Consider the following 20,099-nt stretch of genomic DNA (forward strand, 5'->3'; position numbering starts at 1 on the left):
CCACCTTTTCTTTTTCGATTCTTTAAGAGATAGAAATGGTGATATTTTTCAAAATAGAAAAAAGACTGCCAGAACTCTGGAATAGCCTGCTTTCAAACTCCTATTCCAGACTCCGGTAGAGGATATTGCTCTCTTTTCCCGGCACTTACTTCAGCCATTTCTTGATAAGTTCCTTTAGCGCTTCTATCTTGAAAGGTTTTGTGAGGAAATCGCTACAACCTGCATCAAAAGCGGCTTGGCGTTCGTTTTCGTAGGCATACGATGTAAGTGCAATGATGGGTATATCCGGTGATATTTCACGAATGATGCGGGTGGCATCCAATCCATCGAGGTTGGGCATTTTGATATCCATCAGAATGAGATCGGGATGTACATTCTCGAACATGGTGACAGCTTCCATTCCATCTTTGGCATGTTCCAGTTGATAGGTATGCTCTAATATGGCTTTAATTAAGATGTAGTTGCTTTCTGTATCTTCGGCCACTAGAATAATGGAAGGGGGGTATTTGTTGTTTTGCACTTTTGTTGTGGGCATATCCTTTTGGGAAAGGGGGAGAGGTGCTTGTGCAGTGACCTCTTCCGTAGGAATTATGTGCTCAACTATGCTGCAATCGGAAACTGCTTCTTCTCCCGTTCTTGTTTTGTCGGCCGATTCTATGGGGAGGAAGAACGTGAAAGTTGTTCCCTTGCCAAGCACGGAAGATACGGAAATACGTCCACCTAACCGCTCAATAATAGTTTTGCATATAGAGAGTCCCAACCCTGTGCCTTGGGCAAAATTATTTGCTTTCACAAAACGATCGAATACCTGATCCACCTTGTCCGGTGCAATGCCCAGGCCTGTGTCGGTGACGTAGAATCTGACCTCATCGCCTTCTCTGCGGTAGCCGTAAGTAATACTTCCATTGGTCGTGAACTTAAAGGCATTGCTTATGAGGTTGGATATCACTTGGAAGAGTCGATTCTTATCTCCATCTATCACAATGCTTGCATCCGATTCCTCGAAAATGAGTTGTACCTCCGGTGGGCAGCGGAATGTGAGTGCTTCGTGTAACTCCTTACAAAGATTATGAAGGTGTATGGGGGCAATGGTAAACTCAACAAAGCCCGATTCTACCTTTGACAAGTCAAGGATTTCGTTGATGAGTTGGAGCAGACGCTCATTGTTCGCTTCTACTATTTTGTAATAATCGTGTCGCTCTTCGGCGTTGGAACTTTCGGCAATGATGCGCGAGAAACCTATGATAGCATTGAGCGGTGTACGTATTTCGTGGCTCATGTTGGCAAGGAAAGCTGATTTAAGCTGATCGGAGGTTTCGGCTTTTTCCTTAGCCACCATCAGTTCCCGTTTCATCTGTTCCATTTCAGTGATATCCCATTCGATGTCCAACAAAAGCGGAGAGAAGTCTTTGCTTTCGACTTTTATTTTCCGTTTATCCAGATAAATGGCAGAGCCTTTTGCATCTTGTATCTCGGTAATCCAATGTTTTTCTTTACCGGTTTGAGCTATTTCGATGTCTTCTTCTCTCTTTTTTTGCGCCACTACCTGCGGATAGAAGTCAAAATCGTCTTTTCCTGATGCATCTTGTGCCGTGATGACGCGGTTATACGACTCTCTGTTACGATAGATGTACTTGAAATCGTTATTGATATCCTTTACAACGATTCCTGCCGGCAGGTTCTCAATGATTTTATCCAGAATCAAGTTAAACTGCTTGATTTGTTGCTCTTGACGGATGCGTGTACTCACGTCTCTTCCGAAAGTCCATACTGTTCCTTCTCCCTTGTCACTGGTCACCCAATAAGCATTTCCCTCCATAGCAAGTATTTCTGGATGTTGAGGTATCGGATTATGTACGATATATCCATGTGCCACTTCTCCACGTTTCACGCTGGCAGCAAATGCTTTCCATGATTTTTCATCCCTTTTGTATGTGGGTAAATCGTATATTTTCAGGGTCGATATATCTTGGCTTTCATCGATGTGATGCCGTTCTTTAAAACAACGGTTACAGAATATTAGTGTCCCATCTTCATGAGCAGAATAAATATCCTCTGTAGAATTATTGATGGCATGCGTCAATAGATTGATGTCGTTGCGTCGTTTCTGTATGTCGGTAATGTTTTGTATATAACCTTCTAATGTGATGTTCCCATCTTTATGGCGTTCGCGTGCAAAAGCCTTGAGGCGTATATAGTAGATGCTCTTTTTAAAGAGGATGCGATAGTCCACACTATTCTCCATCTTGCCTTTCAGGTTGTCCCTCAGCCAATGCTTGAAGCTTTCTCGATCTTCGGGTATAATCAGTTCCAGATAATGTTCTTGGTGGATATATTGCAATTCTTCCGAGCACATGACACCGGTATGTCCGTTATAATAAAACAAGGAGGTGTCCGAATCGTATTGCCAGCTTCCGATGAGGGCGGCTTTTTGGATTTCATTCAGTTCATGATTTCTTTTTTCAAGTTCCAGTTTTCGTTGGCTGCGCTCGGTGATATCCCGGTATTGACAGAGCACCATGCCATCAAACGGATACATGATGCACTTAAAATAGTAGGTAAGGCCTTTCAATGTGATTGCATAATTGCTATTGGAACACACCTTATACCTCAGTACTTTCTTAAAATCCGGATAGATTTGGTCACGGGTGGATGCCGGGATCAGTTTGAATAAGTTTTTCCCCAACAACACATCCTCTTTTATAAACCAGAGATCGATGTTGTATACAGCCATGTCAACGCAAGTGCCCTTTTTATCCAGGATAAGCATGGTGTCCGATGTCATCTTCAGCAACCTTTCGGCATTGTCTGGTCTTCGTAGAATGTCTTTCATTTTTGTAGTATTTAGGTCATGCTCTTCGTGCCTTTTCCCATGTGCCGTTTGTTCTGTTCTTGCGCTTCAGCAAATATCTGAACCCTCTTATGACATTGATGTTCATGAAGAGAAAATAGTAAGGGATGAAGAGTAGTTTGTTTTTTATATGCTTGGTCGATAGATAATAGCCCCATCCTCCCATGAGGTAGAACAATATTTGCAGCACCCCGATGAAACTATATAGAACAGGTTGATTGTCTGTAAAGAGCAAAATGGCATTGAGGGGTAACAGCAGAAACAATAAAATAGGAGTGAGCGACCATCGCAGTACGCGGTGAGAGACATACTGAAAGCTGAAAACTCCGTAACGAAAAGGATTCAGTAACGGACGCATCCGCCAGATAGATTGTAACCCACCGGCTGCAATGCGTATTTTGCGTTTTTGTTCTTCGTTCATGTCGGCTGACCCATTTTCAACAGCATAGGCATCGGCGCAATAGGCTATGATGTGACCTCGCATGACGATGCGCAGAGATAGGATAAAGTCATCGAGTAAAGTGTCGGGTTCCATTTCTTCGAAAAGTTCGCGGCGAATGGCAAATAACTCGCCCGCAGCACCTACTGCCGAATAGAGTCGCGAATCAAGAGCTTTGAGAGTCGATTCATACCTCCAATACAAGCCTTCTCCACCGGAAGCAGCATTATTCTTGTCTTGAGTAGTTATACGTTTTTCGCCTGCCACACAACCCACTTTGGGGTTGTTGAAAGCGTATGCTATTTTGCGTAGTGCTTCGCGGTTGAGATTGGTATTGGCATCTGTGAATATTACAAGAGGAGTTTCTACAAAGTGTATACCTCGGTTCAGAGCAGAGGTTTTCCCCAAACGCTCAGGACGATGAAGCACGGTGGCTTGCGGCCAGTGCGAAAGCCGTTCGTTGGTGCGGTCGTTACTGCCGTCGGTTACCCAAAGAATATGTAGTTTGTCGGTAGGGTAGTCCAGCTCAAGGCAGTTACGCATCTTTTCATCCACCACTTCTTCTTCATTATAAGCGGCAATGAATAAAGTCAATTCCGGTAAAGTGCCATCGTCGGTGGCAACGTAGTCGGCTTTTCGTTTGAAAAGTTCTTTTATTCTGACAAGGAAATACAGCACTATCCCATAACCTATATAGGTATAGAATACCAGACCTAAACTTATCCAAAAAAATATCTCCAAGAATTTCATTGTATCAGATTGTCTTCTCTGTTTATTTTGTTTCTTTCTTCTGTGAAAGAAGTTTACTTGCCAAAAATAGAAATAAACTTTTATTGATACAAGAAAAAAAGATAAAAACAGGTAAAAGCAATGATTGCAGCGTTCCTTTATATTTCTCGGGCTTTTGTTTAGGTTTGCAAAAGAGTGCTTGTTTACTGCAGTTTATCGGATTTTGATAATAGCTCGTTTGTTAACGTGATGAATTACGGAAATTTATCCTTAATTCTTTTCTCTTTTGCGCTTTATTCACATTCTTTTTTGCTACTTTTGCGGCAAATTAATGAAACCATTATTTTAATAAACGCATGGCAAATGTAATAAAGTTACGTAAAGGCCTCGATATCAACCTGAAGGGCAAGGCTTCCGCAGAGATTATGTCCGTCAAAGAACCGGGATTTTATTCGTTGGTTCCTGATGATTTTACGGGCGTTATTCCGAAAGTGGTGGTCAAAGAACAGGAATATGTGATGGCTGGGGGAACCTTGTTTATCGACAAGAATCATCCCGAATTGAAATTTGTTTCGCCCGTCAGTGGTGTAGTGACAAGCGTGGAGCGCGGTGCACGCCGGAAGGTGATGAACATTGTTGTAGAAGCTGCTGCCGAACAAGATTATGAAGAATTCGGCAAGATGGATCCCTCTGAGATGAGCGGGCAGCAGGTGAAGGAAGCGCTTCTGCAAGCCGGTATGTTCGCTTTCATCCGCCAACGTCCGTATGACGTAATCGCTGACCCTACGGTGACTCCGAGAGCCATCTTCATTTCCGCTTTCGACAGCAATCCGTTGGCTCCCGATTTTGAAGTTGCTTTGAAAGGAGAGGAAACGAATTTCCAGACAGGACTCGACGCTTTGTCAAAGATGGCAAAGACCTATCTGAGTGTGAGTGTAAAACAAAAAGCTGCCGCTTTGCTACAAGCCAAGAATGTTATCGTTACGGCTTTCGACGGTCCCCATCCGGCAGGTAACGTGGGTGTGCAAATCAATCACATAGCTCCCATAGTGAAGGGTGAAACGGTGTGGACCATTGCTCCCGAAACCGTTCTCTTCATCGGGCGGTTGATGAATACGGGACGTGTAGACATGACCCGTACGGTGACCGTGACAGGCAGTGAAGTATTGAAGCCGGCTTACTGCAAATTGCGTGTGGGTGCGTTGCTGACAAATGTGTTCGAAGACAATGTGACGACAGGCAAGACGCTTCGCTACATCAGCGGCAATGTGCTGACCGGAAAAAAAGTCTCTCCGAACGGTTTTCTGGGTGCTTTCGACACGCAGCTGACCGTAATTCCCGAAGGAGACGAAACCCATGAAATGCTTGGCTGGATTGCACCTCGCTTCAATCAGTTCAGTGTCAATCGTTCATATTTCAGTTGGCTGATGGGCAAGAAAGCATACGTGTTCGATGCCCGAATCAAGGGGGGGGAACGCCATATGATTATGTCCGGTGAATACGACAAAGTGTTCCCTATGGACATTTTCCCCGAATATCTGGTGAAGGCAATCATTGCCGGCGACATTGACCGTATGGAGGCTTTGGGCATCTACGAGGTTGCTCCTGAGGATTTCTCTCTTTGCGAGTTTGTAGATTCCAGCAAAATGGAGGTTCAGCGTATTGTGCGTGCCGGATTGGACATGCTTCGTGCTGAAATGGCGTAAATAGGGTTATGGTTTAAATTTCAAAAATCAAAATAATTAATGAAAGCGTTAAAAAATTATCTCGATAAGATAAAGCCGAACTTTGAAGAGGGCGGCAAACTCCACGCATTCCGTTCGGTGTTCGATGGACTCGGAACATTCTTGTTCGTGCCGAACACCACAGCGAAATCGGGAACGCATATTCACGACACCATCGATAGCAAACGCATCATGTCGATGGTGGTCATTGCGTTGGTGCCGGCCTTGCTGTTCGGTATGTACAACGTTGGTTACCAGCATTTCCACGCTACCGGTGCTTCCGGAAGCTTCATCGAAATGTTTGCCTACGGTTTTCTGGCTGTATTGCCTAAAATCATTGTATCTTATGTAGTGGGGCTCGGCATTGAGTTCGTGGTGGCTCAATGGAAGAATGAAGAAATACATGAAGGTTTTCTTGTTTCCGGTATCCTGATTCCGATGATTGTCCCCGTAGACTGCCCGTTGTGGATGTTGGCGGTTGCCACTGCTTTTTCCGTAATTTTCGCGAAGGAAGTCTTCGGAGGTACAGGTATGAATGTATTCAATGTTGCTTTGGTTACGCGTGTATTCTTGTTCTTTGCCTATCCTACGAAGATGTCGGGTGATGCCGTTTGGGTATCCGGCAATTCCATCTTCGGCTTGGGACAGCAGGTAGACGGCCTGACGGTGGCTACTCCGTTGGGGGTGGCAGCCACTACGGGTGCTGCGCCTGACTTCTCCATGGATATGATTTACGGCCTTATTCCGGGTTCCATCGGCGAGACGAGCGTCATTGCCATTGCATTGGGTGCTGCTTTGCTGCTTTGGACAGGTATTGCCAGCTGGAAGACGATGTTCTCGGTATTCGTGGGCGGTGCTTTTATGGCTTGTGTATTCAACGCAATCGGCCCTGATACGGCGATGGCTCAGATGCCTTGGTACGAACACCTTGTGCTGGGTGGTTTCTGTTTCGGTGCCGTGTTCATGGCTACCGACCCTGTGACTTCGGCCCGTACGGAGACTGGTAAGTATATCTTCGGTTTTCTGATTGGTGTCATGGCCATCGTTATCCGTGTGCTGAACCCTGGTTATCCCGAAGGCATGATGCTCGCCATCCTGTTGATGAACATCTTCGCTCCGCTGATTGACTATTTCGTGGTACAAAGCAATATCAATCGTCGCGAAAAACGTGCAATGAAGTCTAACAATTAAATACCGGAAAAGAAATGAATACCAATAGTAACAGTTATACTATCGTTTATGCTTCGGTAATGGTTGTTATCGTAGCATTCTTGCTGGCATTCGTAAGTTCGTCTTTGCGCGAGACGCAGAACAAGAACGTGGAGCTGGACACGAAGAAGCAGATTCTGGCCGCTTTGGGTGTGAAAGACGTGAAAGATGCCGATGCGGAATATAATAAATATATAAAGAGTGACATGTTGATGAATGCCAATGGTACGCTGACAGAGAATACCGGTGCATTCGCCACCGCTTACGAGAAAGAGGCGAAAGAGAAAAATCGTCTGCATGTGTTTGTGGCCGAAGTGAACGGTGAGACCAAGTATGTGTTCCCCGTTTACGGTGCAGGTCTTTGGGGCGCTATTTGGGGGTATGTTGCATTGAATGGTGACAAGGACACGGTGTTTGGTGTCTATTTCTCTCACGCCAGCGAAACACCGGGGCTGGGTGCCGAAATTGCCACGCCTCACTTCCAAGGCGAGTTTACCGGCAAGAAAACGCTGGAGAACGGTGAGATTGCTCTCGGCGTTGTGAAGAACGGTAAGGTAGAGAAACCTGAATATCAGGTGGACGGCATTTCGGGCGGTACTATCACCTCGGTAGGTGTGAATGACATGCTGAAAAATTGCTTGAGCAACTACAAGATTTTTTTAACCAGTAATAATAAGGAGGAGGAATAAGAATATGGCATCATTGTTTTCAAAGAAGAATAAAGAAGTATTCACTACTCCGCTGGGAATGAATAATCCTGTCACCGTGCAGGTGCTGGGTATCTGTTCGGCTTTGGCTGTTACTGCCAAGCTGGAGCCTGCCATCGTGATGGGACTTTCGGTGACGATAATCACGGCCTTCTCCAATGTAGTGATTTCGTTACTGCGCAAGACCATCCCTAACCGCATCCGCATCATCGTGCAGCTGGTGGTTGTTGCCGCTTTGGTGACTATCGTGAGCGAGGTACTGAAAGCGTTTGCTTACGACGTGAGCGTGCAGCTTTCCGTTTATGTGGGGTTAATTATTACCAACTGTATCCTGATGGGACGTCTGGAAGCATTTGCTATGCAGAACGGTCCCTGGGAATCTTGTCTCGACGGCATCGGAAACGGTTTGGGCTACGCCAAGATTCTGGTCATCGTGGCTTTCTTCCGTGAGTTGCTGGGATCGGGAACTCTGCTCGGTTTCAATATCCTGAACCACGATTGCCTGACAAACCTCGGTTATGTGAACAACGGTTTGATGTTGATGCCTCCCATGGCGCTCATCATCGTGGCTTGTATCATCTGGTATCAGCGTGCCCGTAATAAGGAATTGCAAGAAAAACAGTAATTAAATGAATAATTAAAAATAAAGAATTTTTCATTTTCATTTTTAATTAAAAAACATGGAACATTTATTAAGTTTATTTGTCCGCTCCATCTTTGTGGACAACATGATATTCGCGTTTTTCCTCGGTATGTGCTCCTATTTGGCCGTATCGAAGAACGTGAAGACAGCCTTGGGATTGGGTGTCGCCGTTACTTTTGTGCTGGTGGTGACGCTTCCGGTCAATTATCTGTTGCAGACCAAAGTGCTGGGACCCGATGCCATTATCGAAGGTGTCGATCTCAGTTTCCTGAGTTTTATCCTTTTCATAGCCGTTATTGCCGGTATTGTGCAGTTGGTGGAAATGGTGGTTGAACGTTTCAGTCCTTCGCTCTACGCTTCGCTGGGTATCTTTTTGCCGCTGATTGCTGTAAATTGTGCCATCATGGGAGCTTCGCTCTTTATGCAGCAACGCATCACGGTGGGCGAGAGCGATCCCAAGTACATCGGCGATATTGCCGACGCCGTTTCCTATGCATTGGGTTCGGGCATCGGCTGGTTGCTGGCCATTGTCGGTCTGGCTGCCATTCGCGAGAAGATGGCTTACTCCGACGTGCCTGCACCGTTGCGGGGGTTGGGCATCACGTTCATTACCGTAGGCTTGATGGCTATGGCATTTATGTGTTTCTCCGGTTTGAAAATCTAAAAAGAAAGGAATAAGACAATGGATATGAATATGATATTAGCAAGCATTGGAGTATTCCTCGTGGTTATTTTGCTGCTTGTAGTCATCCTGTTGGTTGCCAAGAAATTCTTGATACCTTCGGGAAATGTGAACATCACCATCAATGACAAGGATGTGCTTACGGTGCCGCAGGGCGGAACCCTGCTGGGGACACTGTCGGAACAAGGCATTTATCTTTCTTCGGCTTGCGGTGGTAAGGGTTCTTGCGGACAGTGCAAATGTCAAGTGCCCGAAGGCGGAGGTGAAATTCTTGACTCCGAAAAGGGACATTTCACCCGCAAACAGATAAAAGACAATTGGCGTCTGGCTTGCCAATGTAAAGTAAAAGGCGATTTGGGTATCAAGGTTCCCGAATCGGTGATGGGCGTCAAGGAATACGAATGTACGGTTATCAGCAACAAGAACGTGGCTACCTTTATCAAGGAGTTCAAGGTTCAGTTGCCTGCCGGTGCCCATATGGATTTTATCCCGGGTTCTTATGCCCAGATCAAGATCCCTGCATTCTCCATGGATTATGGCAAGGACATTGATAAGAGCCTGATTGGCGAAGAATACCTGCCGGCGTGGGAGAAAAACGGCCTCTTCTCGCTGAAGTGTGTCAATGACGAGCCTACAGTTCGCGCTTACTCCATGGCCAACTATCCCGCCGAGGGAGACGTGTTCATGCTGACTGTGCGTATTGCCACTCCGCCTTTCAAGGCAGACCGTAGTGGTTTTATGGATGTCAATCCGGGCATCGCTTCTTCTTATATCTTTACGCTGAAACCGGGCGACAAGGTAATGATGAGTGGACCTTACGGTGACTTCCATCCGCACTTCGACTCCAAGCGTGAAATGATTTGGGTAGGCGGTGGTGCCGGTATGGCTCCGCTCCGTGCCCAGATTATGCACATGACCAAGACACTGCACACTACCGACCGCGAGATGCACTATTTCTATGGTGCTCGTGCATTGAACGAAGTGTTTTATCTGGACGACTTCCTCGGTATCGAGAAAGAGTTCCCCAATTTCCACTTCCATCTGGCACTCGACCGTCCGGATCCTGCAGCCGATGCAGCGGGCGTGAAGTACACCGCCGGTTTTGTTCATCAGGTGATGCTGAATACCTACTTGAAAGACCACGAGGCTCCCGAAGACATCGAATACTACATGTGTGGTCCTGGCCCGATGTCGAAAGCTGTGGTTGCCATGCTTACCGACCTCGGAGTAGAAGAACAATCCATCTTGTTCGATAACTTTGGAGGTTAATCCCAATAGAGAAAGAAGATATAATCTTTAAAAGACGCGGATTACGCGGAATTCACGGATTTAACATATCGAAACCGTGCTGATTCCATGTAATCCGCGCCTCTTTTTATTATTGTACACTTGTCTGTGTGTAAGTTTTCAGTCGTTAGGATAGACTACATTCCATTCCCTCCTTAATTCATCCATGATATATCTGAGTTCAGGATAAGAAGCAGGTAGATAACCTCACCCGACGGTTTGTGTTTTAAAATCAAAAATCATTTATTATCAGATGTTTAATATTGGTTTGTCAGACGCTTGCATCTGACGGCTCAAACACAAGTGTCTGACATGTCAAACACTTGTGTCTGTCGGCTTGAATACTTGCGTCTGTCACGACAAAGGATTGCAGCTGTCAAAACAGGGGAAGGGCGCCCGGTCTGAAAGGCTTTCTTCTCTTCTGCCTGACCGCCGTGAACCGGTGCATTCAGGAAATATCCGCCTGACAGGATGCAGCCCCTCATCTTTAGAAAAAGCAACCGCCTATCCCGAATTCTGGTATGATATGCATCATGCGCAGGGTCTCGCAATGAGGCATGTAGGGTGATTCCAACAAACCTTGCTTCATGTCATCATAGGCTTTCATTTATCCTAATGTAAGAGCCATTTTTTTAGCAATCCATCCGGTATCAATGATACCTACTCGATGATTATTTATTGGCATTCCGATAAATCTCTACCATATTCTGCATGTTGAGTGCTTTAAAGGCTCCGATTGAATACGAGTCGTTTTCACTGCAAATGCGTGCCATGGTCAGTATCTCCTCTTTCGTTGCCGGACGACCTATCAGTTCTGGAATAGAAATAGGCATGCCGATGGCGTGGTAAAAGCGTTCCATAGCTTCGATACCGGCCAAAGCGGTTTGTTCGGGAGAGTTGAAGTTGTTCGATACTCCCATGACATTTACGGCAAAACGTGCAAAGCGGGTGGGGCGCATCTTGTAGACAGCACGTGCCCAACTTCCCCAGATAGAGGCTAATCCTGCACCATGAGCCACATCGAACATACCGCTAAGCTCGTGCTCCAAACGGTGAGTTGACCAATCGCCCACAGTTCCGCATCCGGTCAGGTCGTTGTGTGCCAGACTGCCTGCCCACATGATTTGTGCACGGCTGACATAATCATTCGGTGTATGCAGTACCTTGAATGCCATTTCTTTCATTGTACGCAAGATACTTTCCGCAATACCATCCGTCACTTCCATGTCGTCCTCGTGCGAGAAGTAGCGTTCCATGGTGTGCATCATGATATCCACTACACCACATGCAGTCTGATAAGGGGGCAGGGTGAAAGTCAGTTCGGGATTCATGAGGGCAAACTTGCAGCGGAACATGTCTGTACCATAATCTTTCTTCAACTTGCCTTCGTCGTTGGTGATAACGCTGCCGTTACTCATCTCACTGCCTGCCGCAGGAATGGTGAGAACGGTGGCAACGGGCAGGCAGGTGGTAGCCACGGCTTTGCGAAGATAAAAATCCCATACGTCGCCTTCATAAGGCACACCGATGGCAATGGCTTTGGCAGAGTCGATGACACTGCCTCCTCCTACTGCGAGGATGAAGTCCACATGTTCTTTCCGGCATAATGCTATCCCTTCGCGTACTTTTGCTACACGCGGGTTGGGAACCACACCGCCTAACTTGACGTAGTCAATACCATTACTTTCGAGCGAGTGGAAAACGGTGTCGAGAAGTCCGGAACGTTCAGCACTCTGTCCTCCATAATGTACCAGCACTTTGGTTCCTTGATATTTTCGTACCAGTTCTCCTACTTTGCTTTCTGAGTCTCGTCCAAACACAACTTCGGTGGGAGCGTAATAATTGAAATCTTTCATGTTAGTAAAATTTGTATTGAAAATGGAATGTTGTCATTAACAAGCGGGAAACTGTCAATAAGTTCTTATGAATAACGAAGATAGGTGTTTTCAGTGGATTATGCAAATGGGACAACTTCAAAACAGACGGTGCATTGTCGGGATAAACCTTTTTCTTATATTTGCAGAGTGATACGTGAATTCGGAATAAGGTATATATTAAAAAAGGAAGTAACAAAGCTACAAAAAAGAGGAACTGCTCTTCTGGAATCACCGGTGATTCTACTCACGCCTTTGTATGATTTTTTTATGCAGAAAAATTTTTCAGAAAAACGTCGGCTGGATTTTTACTAAAAGTTCACCGGATTTTTACTAAATTTTCCCGGGATTTTTACTAAAAATTCGGTGTGTTTTTAGTAAAACCGGATAGCGTTGATTTTCAGACTGATTTGTGGTTGTTTTATTGTTTAATATTATTACTGAAAGTTCAGGCGGAATCGTCCGTCTTATAAATTTAAAATCACTTTTGAATACTCACACTTCTTTAATAAACAATAATATGGTGAATAGAGAGGAAATACTCCGTAACCTGAAAATAGAGGAACTCAACCCCATGCAGCAGGCAGCCTGCCGAGCTTATGAAGAACCCAAAGACATGGTACTGCTTTCGCCCACCGGGAGTGGAAAGACATTGGCTTTTCTCTTGCCGTTGGTGCAAAAGTTAAAGAATGAAATAAAAGGTGTACAGGCTGTGGTACTGGTTCCTTCGCGCGAGTTGGCATTGCAGACGGAAAACGTTTTTAAGCAGATGAACACTCCATTTAAAGCCATCAGTTGCTACGGCGGTCGTCCGGCAATGGAGGAACATCGCACCATGAAAGGGGTAAGTCCTGCTGTTATCATTGGTACGCCAGGACGGATGAATGACCATTTGAGAAAAGGAAACTTCGATGTCGATACCGTTCATACGCTGGTAATCGATGAGTTTGACAAATCCTTGGAATTTGGTTTTCAGGACGAAATGGCAGAAGTCATCGGGCAACTGCCCCGGGTGAAGAAACGTGTCCTTCTTTCGGCCACGGATGCCGAAGAGATTCCGCAATTTGTGGGGGTGAGAGAGGGGATAGCCTATATCAAACTGAATTTCCTTTCCGAAGATGATTCTTTGTCGGGACGCCTGAACTTGTTGCAGGTGGTCTCGCCTGAGAAAGACAAACTGGAAACGCTTTATCGGTTGCTTTGTACTTTGGGTGACGCCTCTACGCTGGTTTTTGTCAACTATCGGGAGAGCGTGGAGCGAGTGGCAGGCTATCTATCGGCAAAGAAGTTTCCTTGCGACATCTTCCACGGTGGTATGGAGCAACAAGACCGTGAACGGGCACTTTATAAATTCCGAAACGGAACGTGCCCCGTCCTTATATCTACTGACTTGGCCGCCCGTGGGCTGGATATTCCGGGCATGGACAATGTGGTGCATTATCATTTGCCGGTCAACGAAGAGGCTTTTACCCATCGCAACGGACGCACCGCGCGCTGGCAGGCAAACGGCTCTTCTTTTTTAATACTTCATGCCGAAGAGCGGCTGCCCGATTACATATTCACGGAAATTCCTGTTTTTGAACTTTCATCGCAGGCAACAAAGCCCATAAAGCCTCGTTGGGCTACGCTCTATATAGGTAAAGGCAAGAAAGATAAGCTCAATAAGATAGATATTGTGGGCTTTTTATATAAAAAAGGTGGACTGACGCGTGAGGATGTGGGACAAGTGGACGTGAAAGAACATTATGCTTTTGTGGCCGTGCGCCGTTCCAAGCTGCAGCAGTTGCTTACTTTAATTAAAGGGGAAAAGATAAAAGGTATGAAAACTATCGTTGAAGAAGCAAAATAGGAACTATATTCTGACGTTTTGATAGTTTATAGCTTTTATTTCACTTTTTATAACAAATAAACGTTTCTTGTTGAATTGTTCTTTCAGATTCGTTGTTGGCTGCAGGGATTGATATTTTTATATAACAAATTGGCGTATAATTCTTGTATATACCAATAAAAAGTAAGGTAAATGCGGAGAAAAACCGGAATTTCATAAAGAAAGATTTGCAATGCAGAAATAAATCCGTAATTTCGCCATGTCGAAAGACATCAATTAACGAATTGTATAACCAAAACAAACTTCAAATGAAAAAGCATAATTTCAATGCAGGACCTTCTATTCTTCCTCGTGAGGTGATTGAAGATACAGCAAAAGCTGTTCTTGATTTCAATGGTTCAGGCCTCTCACTGATGGAAATCAGCCACCGTGCTAAAGACTTCCAACCTGTTGTGGACGAAGCTGTGGCATTATTCAAAGAATTACTTAATATCCCCGAAGGATATTCGGTTCTGTTCTTGGGAGGTGGTGCCAGCCTGGAATTCTGTATGATTCCTTTCAACTTCCTGGAAAAGAAAGCTGCTTACTTGAACACGGGTGTATGGGCAAAGAAAGCCATGAAAGAGGCCAAAGGATTCGGCGAAGTGGTTGAAGTGGCTTCTTCTGCTGAGTCTACTTATACGTACATTCCCAAAGATTATACCATACCGGCCGATGCGGATTATTTCCACATAACGACCAACAATACGATTTACGGTACGGAACTGAAAGAAGATTTGAATGTAAACGTTCCGATGATTGCCGATATGTCTTCCGATATATTCTCACGCCCCATTGATGTATCCAAATACATCTGCATTTACGGTGGTGCACAGAAAAATCTGGCTCCTGCCGGTGTAACGTTTGTTATTGTGAAAAACGACGCACTGGGTAAAGTTTCTCGCTACATCCCTACCATGTTGAATTATCAGACACATATCGATGGAGGTTCCATGTTCAATACACCTCCTGTTCTTCCTATCTATTCCGCAATGCTCACTCTGCGTTGGATCAAAGCACAAGGCGGTGTAAAAGAAATGGAGCGTCGTGCCATTGAGAAGGCTGATATGCTGTATGCTGAAATAGACCGCAACAAGATGTTCGTGGGTACGGCAGCTAAGGAAGATCGTTCTCGCATGAATATCTGTTTCGTAATGAGTCCCGAATATAAAGAATTGGAGGCCGATTTCCAGAAGTTCGCTACCGAAAGAGGTATGGTGGGCATCAAGGGACACCGCTCGGTAGGTGGATTCCGTGCATCCTGCTACAATGCTATGCCGAAAGAAAGCGTGCAGGCTTTGATTGATTGCATGCAAGAGTTTGAAAAACTTCATTAATAATATCTTCGCCACAGACTGCACGGGTTTGCACAAGTCGTTTTTCTGAAAAAAAAGAGTGTGCCCTATGCAATCTGTGGCGATTTCTTTTCTAATCATAGTAGAATCATGAAAGTATTAGTCGCAACAGACAAGCCGTTTGCTAAAGTAGCTGTAGACGGTATTCGCAAAGAGATTGAAGCAGCCGGTTATGAACTCGTACTGCTGGAAAAATATGGTGAGAAAGCCAAACTGCTGGAAGCTGTGAAGGATGTCGAAGCCATTATCATTCGTAGTGACATCATAGATGCCGAAGTGCTGGATGCTGCTCAAAAACTGAAAATCGTAGTGCGTGCAGGTGCCGGTTATGACAACGTGGATTTGGAAGCCGCTACCTCTCATAACGTTTGCGTGATGAATACTCCGGGGCAGAACTCCAACGCTGTAGCCGAACTGGCATTCGGTCTCATGGTCATGGCTGTTCGCAATATGTACAATGGAACTTCAGGAACCGAATTGATGGGCAAGAAGTTGGGTATCCATGCTTATGGCAACGTGGGGCGCAACGTGGCCCGCATAGCCAAAGGTTTCGGTATGGACATCTATGCATTCGATGCCTTCTGCCCTAAAGAAGTGATTGAGAAGGATGGTGTGAAAGCTGTGGCTTCCGCCGAAGAATTGTACTCCATTTGCGATGTCATTTCACTGCACATTCCGGCAACCGCTGAAACAAAAAACTCCATTAATCATGCTTTGGTGAACCGGATGCCTAAAGGTGGTCTGTTGGTAAACACTGCCCGTAAGGAAGTGATCAACGAAGCCGAACTGATTCAACTGTTGGAAGAGCGTGGAGATTTGAAGTATGTGACCGATATTATGCCTGCTGCAAACGAAACCTTTGCTTCTCGATTCGTAGGACGTTATTTCTCCACACCGAAGAAGATGGGTGCACAGACTGCAGAGGCCAACATCAATGCCGGCATTGCGGCCGCCTGCCAGATTGTCGGTTTCCTGAAAGACGGTTGCGAGAAATTCCGTGTAAACAAATAATGGCATTCAAAAAAAATAATATCCTATGGCAATCATTAAACCTTTTAAAGGTATTCGTCCTTCACAAGGATTGGTAGAACAAGTGGCTTCCCGTCCTTACGATGTGTTGAACTCCGCCGAAGCACGCGAAGAAGCGGCTGGGAATGAGAAATCCTTATACCATATCATTAAGCCCGAAATAGACTTCCCGGTAGGTACCGATGAACATGACGAACGTGTTTATCAGAAAGCAGCCGAGAATTTCCGGATGTTTCAAGACAAGGGATGGTTGGTGCAGGACGACAAGGAGAATTATTACGTGTATGCTCAGACCATGAATGGCAAGACTCAATACGGTCTTGTGGTGGGTGCTTACGTGCCTGATTATATGAACGGTGTCATTAAGAAACATGAGTTGACTCGCCGCGATAAAGAAGAAGACCGCATGAAGCATGTTCGCGTGAACAATGCCAACATCGAACCGGTATTTTTTGCTTATCCCGACAATGCCTTGCTGGATAGTATCATTGCACGCTATACGGCTGAAAAACCGGTATATGACTTTGTTGCTCCGGATGATGGTTTCGGTCATACTTTCTGGATTATCGATAAGCAGCAGGACATAGATGCCATCACCGGTGCATTTGCCAAGATGCCTGCCCTCTATATTGCCGACGGTCATCACCGCAGTGCCGCCGCAGCTTTGGTAGGTGCAGAGAAAGCCAAGCAAAATCCCAATCATCGTGGAGATGAGGAGTATAACTACTTCATGGCTGTTTGTTTTCCTGCCAACCAACTGACCATTATCGACTACAACCGTGTGGTAAAAGACCTGAACGGTCTGACAGTGGAAGAGTTCTTGGCCGCTGTGGGCAAGAATTTCACGGTGGAAGAACGAGGTGCTGAAATCTACAAACCTTCCGGTTTACATAACTTCTCTCTTTATCTGGCCGGTAAATGGTATAGTCTAACTGCCAAGCCGGGTACTTACAACGACAACGACCCCATCGGCGTGTTGGATGTCACCATCTCTTCCAATCTGATATTAGATGAAGTGTTGGGCATTAAGGATCTGCGTTCCGACAAACGTATTGACTTTGTAGGTGGCATCCGTGGCTTGGGCGAACTGAAGAAACGGGTGGACAGCGGAGAGATGAAAGTTGCATTGGCTCTTTATCCTGTCAGCATGAAGCAGTTGATGGACATTGCCGATACAGGTAACATTATGCCGCCCAAAACAACTTGGTTTGAGCCTAAGTTGCGTTCGGGCTTGATCATCCATAAACTGGACTAAAAAAACAGAAACAGGATTTGACATCAAAAAGCATCTTTTCTTCGGAGGATAAAAATAGAGTCCGATAGTTTCATGCTTTTAATCTTTTGACGCAGGCAGTGCAGGTTTCTTTATTCAAGAACTGTATTGTCTGCGTCATTTTGCATCGTCTGCATCTGAAAAAGGGAACAATCTGAAAAGACATGGAGAAATCATGGAATAAAATTGTATGCAGCAAAGAGTAAACTTGTCTTCAGCCTGAATAAATCTCTGTTCGCGCCTTGCGAATACAAATTCGCAACCTGCGGATATACGTTCGCACCGTGCGAACAAACATCCGCGCACGGTGAACAAACCTTCGAGAATAACAGTGAAGCGAATCCCGTAAGTTGAAATGTGTAAGCTAACCAATCGGAAAGAGCGTGGATGATCATTACCGTCAAATGGACAATCGGGTTTTCCGAAGTGATTGTTATATATTCCTCCGGCAAATCTCTTCCACTATTCGTTGGATATTGGCTTTTGCAAATGCGGGTTCCATGGCTTTTTTCGGCGAAATGGAAGGAGGATTGATGGAAAGTACTTCTTTGAAACCGGCTTTGTCCAAAATCTCTTTATCTTCTATCTTTCCTGCCAACAGGATGACGGGAATTTGTTGTTTTTGGGCTTCTTGCAGGATGCCCGAAGGCACTTTCCCCATAATGGTCTGTCGGTCGGCCTTCCCTTCTCCGGTGATGATGAGATCAGCACCTTTGATTCTTTCTGCAAAGTGAAGGAAGTCAAGTAGTAGTTGTATGCCGGATTTCAGTTCTGCATTCAGGAAAGCCTGTAAGCCGCCACCCATGCCGCCGGCAGCACCGGAACCGGGGATATTGGATATGTCTTTTCCGGTGTATTGGTAGATGACGCCGGCCAGTTTCTTCATATTGGCGTCTAATTTTGTTGCCATTTCCCAGTCAGCTCCTTTTTGCGGAGCAAAGACGAATGATGCGCCTTTCGGACCGATGAAAGGGTTCTTAACATCGCATGCAGCGACAAAATGTGTGTCTTTGAGTGCCGGATGGGCAGCAGAGGAGTCGATTGAGGCTACTTCGGCCAACAATTCCCCACACATACCACGCTTCGGAACATTGGGAGCGATTGTATGGATGATGTCTGCTCCCGTTTCATCGAGAAAACGGAAGCCCAATGCCTGCAACATTCCCAGGCCGGCATCGTTCGTTGCACTGCCACCTAATCCGATTATAAAGTTCCTACATCCCAAATCCAAAGCGTGACATATCAGTTCACCGGTTCCGTAAGAGGTGGTCAGCATTGGATTGCGCTTCTCTTTAGGTATGAGTGGCAAACCGCTGATGGCAGCCATTTCGATAAAGGCCGTTTGTCGGTCGCCCGAGATGCCGTAGCAGGTATCGTGTATTTCCATCATCGGGTTGTGGGCTCGCAGAAAGATGCGCTTTCCTCCGGTGGCGACGATTAGGGCATCCAGCATTCCTTCTCCTCCATCGGCAACAGGGAACTGAACGACATCGCATGATGGAAAGATCTTGCGTACTCCTTTAGCGGCGGCTTCTCCTGCTTCTTTGGAGGTAAGGCATTCTTTGAATGAATCGAGGGCGATGATTATTTTCATTGGCGGTTGTGTATTTGTCTGTCAATTAATAAAACTATAATCTATAATTCTGACATAGAGATGAATAATGACTGGTTAGAGGTTAGGATATCGGTCTCGTTGCCTGAGCCAAAGATAGTGTATTTTGACTGATTTTGTTAATTGTTGGTAATATTGTTGATGATGAAAATTAAAAGAATTGTATCTTTGCAACATGAGCGAAGATAGGTATAAAACGATTTCAGCCCCTTCCGAGGGCATTTACACAGAGAAGCGTAGCAAATTTATCGCTATTGCCTTGCCGGTGCGTACATTGGAAGAAGTGAAGTCGTATCTGGATATTTATCAGAAAAAATACTATGATGCCCGTCACGTGTGCTATGCCTATATGCTGGGACATGAGCGCAAGGATTTTCGTTCCAATGATAACGGTGAGCCTTCCGGTACGGCAGGTAAGCCTATCTTAGGACAAATCAACTCTAATGAGCTGACGGATATTCTTGTTGTTGTGGTTCGTTATTTCGGAGGTATCAAGTTGGGGACAAGCGGGTTGATCGTGGCATATAAAGCCGCTGCCGCCGAAGCCATTGCTGCCGCAACCATTATAGAGAAAACCGTGGACGAAACAGTGACCTTCTTGTTTGAATATCCTTTCATGAATGACGTGATGCGCATTGTGAAAGAAGAAGAACCGGAGATATTGGAACAATCGTATGACATGGACTGCCGCATGACCCTTCGTATCCGTCAGTCCATGATGCAGAAGCTGCGAGTACGGCTCGAAAAAGTAGAGACTCTGAGGTTTGAGTAAAGAGTCGGGGAGTTTAAAGCAACGTCTTTAAACATTTATCCGAAAT

General features: G+C 45.5%; 15 protein-coding genes. 11 read left to right on the plus strand and 4 right to left on the minus strand.

The window, feature by feature from the left end; genetic code table 11:
• Positions 1 to 145 precede the first annotated feature (145 nt).
• Both C3V43_RS01980 and C3V43_RS01985 read right to left on the minus strand, forming a co-directional pair.
• Positions 146 to 2,833: an ATP-binding protein gene (locus tag C3V43_RS01980; protein WP_106068377.1), complete on the minus strand. Its 2,688-nt coding sequence runs from the start codon at positions 2,831 to 2,833 to the stop codon at positions 146 to 148.
• 16 nt (positions 2,834 to 2,849) lie between these two features.
• Positions 2,850 to 4,040 (minus strand): glycosyltransferase family 2 protein, encoded by a 1,191-nt coding sequence (locus tag C3V43_RS01985; RefSeq protein WP_106068378.1) that lies wholly within the window; start codon positions 4,038 to 4,040, stop codon positions 2,850 to 2,852.
• Positions 4,041 to 4,375: 335 nt separating this feature from the next.
• Here C3V43_RS01985 and C3V43_RS01990 point away from each other — a divergent pair, with 335 nt between their 5' ends.
• The 6 genes from C3V43_RS01990 to nqrF are packed head-to-tail and all read left to right on the plus strand — an operon-like array spanning position 4,376 to position 10,253.
• The gene (locus C3V43_RS01990; RefSeq protein WP_106068379.1) at positions 4,376 to 5,725 is read left to right on the plus strand and encodes a Na(+)-translocating NADH-quinone reductase subunit A; all 1,350 of its coding nucleotides are present in this window, start codon (positions 4,376 to 4,378) and stop codon (positions 5,723 to 5,725) included.
• Between the two features lie 39 nt (positions 5,726 to 5,764).
• A complete protein-coding gene (locus C3V43_RS01995; RefSeq protein WP_106068380.1) occupies positions 5,765 to 6,934 on the plus strand; it encodes an NADH:ubiquinone reductase (Na(+)-transporting) subunit B in 1,170 nt (389 codons plus the stop codon).
• Positions 6,935 to 6,948: 14 nt separating this feature from the next.
• Positions 6,949 to 7,641 carry a Na(+)-translocating NADH-quinone reductase subunit C gene (locus tag C3V43_RS02000; protein WP_106068381.1) on the plus strand — a complete coding sequence of 231 codons (693 nt, stop codon included), beginning with the start codon at positions 6,949 to 6,951 and terminating at the stop codon, positions 7,639 to 7,641.
• 4 nt (positions 7,642 to 7,645) lie between these two features.
• Positions 7,646 to 8,284 carry an NADH:ubiquinone reductase (Na(+)-transporting) subunit D gene (locus tag C3V43_RS02005; protein ID WP_106068382.1) on the plus strand — a complete coding sequence of 213 codons (639 nt, stop codon included), beginning with the start codon at positions 7,646 to 7,648 and terminating at the stop codon, positions 8,282 to 8,284.
• Between the two features lie 55 nt (positions 8,285 to 8,339).
• On the plus strand, positions 8,340 to 8,966 hold the full coding sequence (gene nqrE, locus C3V43_RS02010) for an NADH:ubiquinone reductase (Na(+)-transporting) subunit E (protein ID WP_106068383.1): 627 nt from the start codon (positions 8,340 to 8,342) through the stop codon (positions 8,964 to 8,966).
• A gap of 18 nt (positions 8,967 to 8,984) precedes the next feature.
• On the plus strand, positions 8,985 to 10,253 hold the full coding sequence (gene nqrF, locus C3V43_RS02015) for an NADH:ubiquinone reductase (Na(+)-transporting) subunit F (RefSeq protein ID WP_106068384.1): 1,269 nt from the start codon (positions 8,985 to 8,987) through the stop codon (positions 10,251 to 10,253).
• A gap of 689 nt (positions 10,254 to 10,942) precedes the next feature.
• Here nqrF and C3V43_RS02020 read toward each other — a convergent pair.
• A complete protein-coding gene (locus C3V43_RS02020) occupies positions 10,943 to 12,127 on the minus strand; it encodes an iron-containing alcohol dehydrogenase (RefSeq protein ID WP_106068385.1) in 1,185 nt (394 codons plus the stop codon).
• Positions 12,128 to 12,665: 538 nt separating this feature from the next.
• Between C3V43_RS02020 and C3V43_RS02025 the strand changes: the two genes are divergently transcribed.
• The 4 genes from C3V43_RS02025 (at position 12,666) to C3V43_RS02040 (ending at position 17,651) form a co-directional block, all read left to right on the plus strand.
• Positions 12,666 to 13,994 (plus strand): DEAD/DEAH box helicase, encoded by a 1,329-nt coding sequence (locus C3V43_RS02025; RefSeq protein ID WP_394336145.1) that lies wholly within the window; start codon positions 12,666 to 12,668, stop codon positions 13,992 to 13,994.
• Between the two features lie 287 nt (positions 13,995 to 14,281).
• On the plus strand, positions 14,282 to 15,349 hold the full coding sequence (serC, locus tag C3V43_RS02030) for a 3-phosphoserine/phosphohydroxythreonine transaminase (RefSeq protein WP_106068386.1): 1,068 nt from the start codon (positions 14,282 to 14,284) through the stop codon (positions 15,347 to 15,349).
• A 108-nt stretch (positions 15,350 to 15,457) separates the two neighbouring features.
• Entirely contained in the window at positions 15,458 to 16,378 is a 921-nt protein-coding gene (locus C3V43_RS02035) for an NAD(P)-dependent oxidoreductase (RefSeq protein ID WP_106068387.1), read from the plus strand.
• Positions 16,379 to 16,403: 25 nt separating this feature from the next.
• The gene (locus tag C3V43_RS02040; protein ID WP_106068388.1) at positions 16,404 to 17,651 is read left to right on the plus strand and encodes a DUF1015 domain-containing protein; all 1,248 of its coding nucleotides are present in this window, start codon (positions 16,404 to 16,406) and stop codon (positions 17,649 to 17,651) included.
• Positions 17,652 to 18,102: 451 nt separating this feature from the next.
• Here the strand turns inward: C3V43_RS02040 and C3V43_RS02045 are convergent, their stop codons facing one another.
• The gene (locus tag C3V43_RS02045; RefSeq protein WP_106068389.1) at positions 18,103 to 19,263 is read right to left on the minus strand and encodes a glycerate kinase family protein; all 1,161 of its coding nucleotides are present in this window, start codon (positions 19,261 to 19,263) and stop codon (positions 18,103 to 18,105) included.
• 193 nt (positions 19,264 to 19,456) lie between these two features.
• On the opposite strand from C3V43_RS02045, the gene C3V43_RS02050 reads away from it, so the two are divergent.
• Positions 19,457 to 20,053, plus strand: a complete 597-nt coding sequence (locus C3V43_RS02050) for an IMPACT family protein (RefSeq protein ID WP_106068390.1) — start codon at positions 19,457 to 19,459, stop codon at positions 20,051 to 20,053.
• Positions 20,054 to 20,099 lie beyond the last annotated feature (46 nt).

Origin of the sequence: Prevotella heparinolytica (assembly GCF_002998535.1) — a bacterium.
Lineage (GTDB): Bacteria > Bacteroidota > Bacteroidia > Bacteroidales > Bacteroidaceae > Bacteroides > Bacteroides heparinolyticus.

Excerpts from the sequence above, each read along its gene's own strand:
- C3V43_RS02050 (WP_106068390.1), top strand. The coding sequence starts at position 19,457 with ATGAGCGAAGATAGGTATAAAACGATTTCAGCCCCTTCCGAGGGCATT.
- C3V43_RS02035 (WP_106068387.1), top strand. The coding sequence starts at position 15,458 with ATGAAAGTATTAGTCGCAACAGACAAGCCGTTTGCTAAAGTAGCTGTA.
- C3V43_RS01990 (WP_106068379.1), top strand. The coding sequence starts at position 4,376 with ATGGCAAATGTAATAAAGTTACGTAAAGGCCTCGATATCAACCTGAAG.
- C3V43_RS02040 (WP_106068388.1), top strand. The coding sequence starts at position 16,404 with ATGGCAATCATTAAACCTTTTAAAGGTATTCGTCCTTCACAAGGATTG.
- C3V43_RS02020 (WP_106068385.1), bottom strand. The coding sequence starts at position 12,127 with ATGAAAGATTTCAATTATTACGCTCCCACCGAAGTTGTGTTTGGACGA.
- C3V43_RS01995 (WP_106068380.1), top strand. The coding sequence starts at position 5,765 with ATGAAAGCGTTAAAAAATTATCTCGATAAGATAAAGCCGAACTTTGAA.
- serC (WP_106068386.1), top strand. The coding sequence starts at position 14,282 with ATGAAAAAGCATAATTTCAATGCAGGACCTTCTATTCTTCCTCGTGAG.
- C3V43_RS02045 (WP_106068389.1), bottom strand. The coding sequence starts at position 19,263 with ATGAAAATAATCATCGCCCTCGATTCATTCAAAGAATGCCTTACCTCC.
- C3V43_RS02000 (WP_106068381.1), top strand. The coding sequence starts at position 6,949 with ATGAATACCAATAGTAACAGTTATACTATCGTTTATGCTTCGGTAATG.
- C3V43_RS01980 (WP_106068377.1), bottom strand. The coding sequence starts at position 2,833 with ATGAAAGACATTCTACGAAGACCAGACAATGCCGAAAGGTTGCTGAAG.
- C3V43_RS02025 (WP_394336145.1), top strand. The coding sequence starts at position 12,666 with ATGGTGAATAGAGAGGAAATACTCCGTAACCTGAAAATAGAGGAACTC.
- nqrF (WP_106068384.1), top strand. The coding sequence starts at position 8,985 with ATGGATATGAATATGATATTAGCAAGCATTGGAGTATTCCTCGTGGTT.
- C3V43_RS02005 (WP_106068382.1), top strand. The coding sequence starts at position 7,646 with ATGGCATCATTGTTTTCAAAGAAGAATAAAGAAGTATTCACTACTCCG.
- C3V43_RS01985 (WP_106068378.1), bottom strand. The coding sequence starts at position 4,040 with ATGAAATTCTTGGAGATATTTTTTTGGATAAGTTTAGGTCTGGTATTC.
- nqrE (WP_106068383.1), top strand. The coding sequence starts at position 8,340 with ATGGAACATTTATTAAGTTTATTTGTCCGCTCCATCTTTGTGGACAAC.